The organism is Streptomyces lushanensis, assembly GCF_001700515.1.
GTDB lineage: Bacteria > Actinomycetota > Actinomycetes > Streptomycetales > Streptomycetaceae > Streptomyces > Streptomyces lushanensis.
In genome coordinates this window covers 1-5,395 of the sequence record NZ_MAUD01000294.1, presented here as the reverse complement: position 1 = coordinate 5,395, position 5,395 = coordinate 1, and the positions used below count along the sequence as shown (strand labels likewise).

5 protein-coding genes are annotated in these 5,395 nt (G+C 69.9%); 4 read left to right on the top strand and 1 reads right to left on the bottom strand.

Annotated elements, in window-relative coordinates:
* Nucleotides 1-67: 67 nt before the first annotated feature.
* The 4 genes from BFF77_RS23045 (at nucleotide 68) to BFF77_RS23030 (ending at nucleotide 3,926) form a co-directional block, all read left to right on the top strand.
* The gene (locus BFF77_RS23045; protein WP_066952963.1) at nucleotides 68-784 is read left to right on the top strand and encodes an ABC transporter permease; all 717 of its coding nucleotides are present in this window, start codon (nucleotides 68-70) and stop codon (nucleotides 782-784) included.
* A gap of 2 nt (nucleotides 785-786) precedes the next feature.
* Nucleotides 787-1,542, top strand: a complete 756-nt coding sequence (locus BFF77_RS23040) for an ABC transporter permease (RefSeq protein WP_079125404.1) — start codon at nucleotides 787-789, stop codon at nucleotides 1,540-1,542.
* Between the two features lie 38 nt (nucleotides 1,543-1,580).
* Nucleotides 1,581-2,564: an ABC transporter substrate-binding protein gene (locus BFF77_RS23035; protein ID WP_066952959.1), complete on the top strand. Its 984-nt coding sequence runs from the start codon at nucleotides 1,581-1,583 to the stop codon at nucleotides 2,562-2,564.
* A gap of 165 nt (nucleotides 2,565-2,729) precedes the next feature.
* Nucleotides 2,730-3,926 (top strand): hypothetical protein, encoded by a 1,197-nt coding sequence (locus BFF77_RS23030; RefSeq protein ID WP_211280302.1) that lies wholly within the window; start codon nucleotides 2,730-2,732, stop codon nucleotides 3,924-3,926.
* Between the two features lie 194 nt (nucleotides 3,927-4,120).
* Here the strand turns inward: BFF77_RS23030 and BFF77_RS23025 are convergent, their stop codons facing one another.
* The gene (locus BFF77_RS23025) at nucleotides 4,121-5,272 is read right to left on the bottom strand and encodes an NADH-quinone oxidoreductase subunit D (RefSeq protein WP_066952957.1); all 1,152 of its coding nucleotides are present in this window, start codon (nucleotides 5,270-5,272) and stop codon (nucleotides 4,121-4,123) included.
* Nucleotides 5,273-5,395: the final 123 nt, after the last annotated feature.

Genomic DNA, 5,395 nt, shown 5'->3' with positions numbered 1-5,395 from the left:
CCGTCTGTCCGACCTCGGCCGGCGGGCCCGGACGGCCGAGGTCGGACAGACGGGGGAGGTGGAAGGCTTGAAGACACAGAGCTGCCTGGCGGCGAACGACTGGATCTGCGGGGAATATCTCCGCTCCCGCAGTCAGGAGCTGATCGATGCCACGGTCCAGCATGTGTGGATCACCGCTGTTTCCGTCGTGATCGGACTGCTGGTGGCCTTTCCCCTGGCACTGCTCGCGCGGAGCAGGCCCTCTTTCGCCGCACCGGTGCTGGGGCTGACGACTCTGCTCTACACGATTCCCTCGCTGGCGATGTTCTCGCTGCTGCTTCCGGTCTTCGGGCTCTCCGCCGGTCTGGTGATCACGGGCTTGGTGCTCTATTCACTGACCATTCTCGTGCGGAACATCATGGCGGGGCTGGATTCGGTGCCCGAAGAGGCACGGGAGGCGGCCCGCGGGATGGGATACGGCCCCGGGCGGATGCTCTGGGAGGTCGAGCTGCCGCTCGCCCTGCCCGCGCTGATGGCCGGTCTGCGGATCGCCACGGTCTCGACGATCGCGCTGACCACGGTCGGTTCCATTGTCGGCAGAGGCGGTCTGGGCAATCTGATCGAGGACGCGCTGCCGAGCTTCTTCAAGGCGCAGGTGCTGACGGCGTCCGTGCTCTGTGTGCTGCTGGCGGTCGTGGCCGATCTGCTGCTGCTCGGCGCGCAGCGGCTGCTGACGCCCTGGACCCGAATACGTACGGCGCGTACGCCCGGTGCGGGCGGCTCGCCGGCCAAGGCGGTGGGCTGACCATGGGTGTCCTCGGAGATACCTGGAGCTGGCTGACGACCGGCGCCAACTGGGAGGGCGACAGCGGTGTGTGGCACCGCCTGGCCGAGCACGTCTATGTCAGCGGCGTCTCGCTGGCGCTGGCCTGCGCGATAGCCCTGCCTCTGGCGCTGTACCTCGGGCACATCGGCAGGGGCGGCGCGCTCGCGATCAATATCTCCAACGTGGGCCGGGCGATTCCCGTCTTCGCCGTGCTCGCGCTGTTCATGGTCTCGCCGCTGCGCAACGCGGGCTCGGTGCCCACGGTCATCGCCCTGGTGCTCTTCGCCGTGCCGCCTCTGCTGACCAACGCCTATGTCGGGATGCGGGAGGTGGACAGCGCGGTCGTGGAGGCCGCCCGGGGGATGGGGATGTCCGGACGCCAGCTCTTCGCCCGGGTGGAGCTGCCGCTCGCGTACCCGCTGATCATGACCGGGCTGCGGTCCGCCTCCGTCCAGGTGGTGGCCACCGCCACCATCGCGGCGATGGTCGGTCAGGGCGGGCTCGGCCGGATCATCACCGCCGGCTTCAACACGTACAACACCCCGCAGGTGGTCGCCGGGGCACTCCTCGTCGCACTGCTCGCGCTGTTCGTCGAAGGCGTGCTGGTGGCGCTGGACCGGGTGATCGACCCCGCTCCGTCCGTCGCCACCGGACCCTCAGGCCCGGCCGGGCCCGCCGGGCCCTCCGGGCAGTCCCGGACCTCCGACGGCAGGACCCCGTCCCGCACGACCGCGTGACGACCGACCTCAAGGCTTCTTGGAGAATGGTGAACCTCATGAGCAAGACCTCGCGCATCGCGGGTGCGGTACTGGGAGCGGTGGCTCTGACCACATCGCTCGCCGCATGCGGCGGCGACAGCCTGGAGAACGACAAGGCGGGCTCCGGCTCGACGGCCGACGCCGGCTCCGGCGGGAAGGGCTCGCTCGTCATCGGCGCGGCGGCCTTCACGGAGTCCAAGGTGCTGGCGGAGCTGTACGCCCAGATCCTGGGTGACGCCGGCTACTCGACGTCCGTGACCACGGTGAAGAACCGTGAGCTGTACGAACCGTCGCTGGAGAAGGGCGAGATCGACGTCGTACCGGAATACGCGGCGACGATCACGGAATTCCTCAACGCCAAGGTGAACGGCGCCGACGCGGCCCTGGCGAAGCCGCTCGCCTCCAGCGACGCGGACGCCACCGTCGCCGAGCTGAAGAAGCTCGCCGAGCCGCTCGGACTGAAGGTGCTGCAGGTCGGCCAGGCCGTCGACCAGAATGCTTTCGCGGTCACCAAGGAATTCGCCGAGAAGAACAGCCTCAAGACCCTTTCCGATCTTGGAAAGTCCAAGATCAAAGTGAAGATCGCGGCGGGCGACGAGTGCGAGGTGCGGCCGTTCTGCGCGCCGGGCCTGAAGAAGACGTACGGCATCGATGTCGCCGGGATCGACCCCAAGGGCGTCGGCACTCCGCAGTCCAAGCAGGCCGTCAAGGACGGTGTGGACCAGGTGGTTCTCAGCTCCACCACCGACGGCACGCTCGACAGTTTCGGACTGGTCGTGCTGGAGGACGACAAGAAGCTCCAGAACGCCGACAACGTACTGCCGGTGGTCAATGCCAAGGACGCGGGTTCGCAGGAGATAGCCGATGTCCTGGGCAAGCTGACCGCCGCGCTGACGACCGACGATCTCGCGCAGTTGAACCTCAAGGTCGATGCCGAGCGCGCGAAGCCGGAGGATGTCGCCAAGGAGTATCTGGAGTCCAAAGGTCTGGTCAAGAAGTAGCCGTGGAACGGCGGTCGCGAGGCCGCCGAGAGGTAAGTGACGGCAGGCAAAACGGAGTTCTGTAGAGGAAAGAGGGGAAAGGGATCGGCCCTCCGCGTAAACGTGGTAGGGCCGATTGTCCGACCGGCCCCCCAATCCCTCCCGGCACACGGTAAATTTCAGGCCATGTCACGTGGACGCCACCGCCATTCCCCACCTCTCCACAAGCTTCTGCCGCCGTCGGCGGTCGCCGGAGCCGCGGTTCTCTGCGCCTCGGGCGCCTGGTTCCTCGCGGAACCCGTGGTGCTCCGGGGTCTGGTCGCGGCCACGGCCGCCGCGGCCGTCAGCGGCGCGGTCCTGATGCGCGCCTGGGACCGCTCCGCCGGGCGCCGGGTCGCCGAGCTGACCCGCGCGCGGGAGAGCGACCAGTGGCGGACCGAGGAGCGCACCGCCGAGCTGGAGGCCGATGTCGAGGAGGCGCGCGAGCTGCGTCTCAAGCTGGAGGCCAAGCTGCGCTCCAAGCGGGTCGAGCTGGCCAGGCTGCGCGGTGAGCACGCGGCGCTGCTGCGCCGGTACGCCACGGCGGAGACCGAGCGCGCCACCGCGCTGGAAGGCCGGCGCCAGCTCGCCATCGAGGCGGCGGTCACGCCCAAGGCCCTGCCGGCGGCGGGCGGTACGTCCATCGCGGCGGCGTATCTCAGTGCGGCGCGGGCCCTGGACGAGCTGTCGCGCAACGGCGCGGCCCAGCGGGCGAGTGAAGAGGCCGACGCGGCGGCGGCCCGCGAGCGCGAGTCCGTCGAGCGGGCCGCGGCGCGAGCCGTCGAGCAGGCCATGGACCCGGAGCGGGCGGAGCCCCGGGGGAGCGAGACGCCGGAGGAGGGGACCGAGCAGCACAGCCGCTCGGCGTCCGCACTTCCCGCCACCAGGACGGCGACTCCGTCCGCGATCGTGCCGTACTCGCCCGAGCGCGGCCCGGTGCGCCGGTCCGAGGGCGGTTTCGACTTCTTCGGTACGCAGGCCGGGCACGGACACGGACAGAGCGTGCCGGGTGCTCGCGGTGGGCGTGACAGCGGCGGTCAGCACAAGAAGACGGCCGACGACGCGGGGCCCACGGGCGGGACGGAGTCCGCGGCCGACGCCGAAGGGCCCGCGACGGCGGGCGAGCCGGCGCGTACGGAGGCGGAGGCCACGGAGACCGCGGACGCCGTGGACACCACGGAGGCCGTGGCGGCCGAGGATCTCGCCGATGTGGTGGGCGAGGAGGCCCTCGCGGAGCGGCGCGGGACCGAGGAGCGCGCCGTCGGCCAGGTCATTGATCTGACCGAGCACGACGAGACCGAGCCGCTCGGACTCGGCTCGCTGCGCAACGCGGTCAGTTCCTGACCACCGCCCCCGGCCGATATTTCTGTCACGACCACGGTTTCTGCCACGGCCTCTGACCACGGCCTTCAATCAGCGCCCCTGATCACGACAGCACCACGAGGGACACGGTGGAGCGCGGGCGGAAGCGCCCGCCTTCCCGGTCCGCCCGGATCACGGAGTCCAGGTCGCAGAGCCCGCACCCCGGCGGTCGGCCGCTACTTGTCGATGTCGCCGACGACGAAGAAGAGCGATCCGAGGATCGCCACCATGTCCGCGACCTGCGTTCCGGGCAGCAGTTCGGTCAGCGCCTGGATGTTGTTGAAGGAGGCCGAGCGGAGCTTGAGCCGGTACGGGGTCTTCTCGCCCTTCGACACCAGGTAGTAGCCGTTGATCCCGAGCGGATTCTCGGTCCAGGCGTAGGTGTGTCCCTCGGGCGCCTTGAGCACCTTGGGCAGCCGCTGGTTGATCGGTCCGGGCGGCAGCTCCGCGATCCGGTCCAGACAGGCGTCCGCCAGGGCCAGCGCGTTGTGCGTCTGCTCCAGCAGGCATTCGAACCGGGCCAGACAGTCGCCGTCCTCGCGGGTGACGACCCTGAGCGTGTCCTGGAGTTCGCCGTACGCCAGATACGGCTCGTCCCTGCGCAGATCGAAGTCCACGCCCGAGGCGCGCGCGATCGGCCCGGACACCCCGTACGCGTGGACCGCCTCCCGCGACAGCACTCCGACACCGTGGGTACGGCCCCGGAAGATCTCGTTGCCGAGGACCAGCCGGTCGTACACGTCCATCCGTGAGCGTACCTCGGCGACCGCGTGCCCGGCCCGGCCCAGCCAGCCCGCCGGGAGGTCCTCCTTGAGACCGCCCACCCGGTTGAACATGTAGTGCATCCGGCCGCCGGAGACCTCCTCCATCACGGCCTGGAGCTCCTCGCGCTCCCGGAAGGCGTAGAACACCGGAGTGATACCGCCCAGTTCGAGCGGATACGAACCGATGAACATCAGGTGGTTCAGTACGCGGTTCAGCTCGGCCAGCAGCGTCCTCGTCCAGACGGCGCGCTCGGGCACCTCCATCCCGAGCATCCGCTCGACGGCCATCACCACGCCCAGCTCGTTGGAGAACGCCGAGAGCCAGTCGTGGCGGTTGGCGAGCACCACGATCTGCCGGTAGTCGCGCACCTCGAAGAGCTTCTCCGCGCCGCGGTGCATATAGCCGATGACCGGCTCCGCGCTGCGGATCACCTCGCCGTCGAGCACCAGACGCAGGCGGAGCACACCGTGTGTCGAGGGGTGCTGCGGCCCGATGTTGAGCACCATGTCGGTGCTCTCCGCGGCGCCGCCGATGCCGACCGTCGTCCGGGTGGTCTCCGTCATGGGCCACAGTCTCTCAGACGGTCCTCGGCGGCCGGGCCCGTCCCGTCGGAGCGGTCAGGGAGCTCGGAGCGGTCAAGGAGGCCGGAGCGGTCGGAGCGCTCGGAGCGGTGGCGGGGGCTCGGC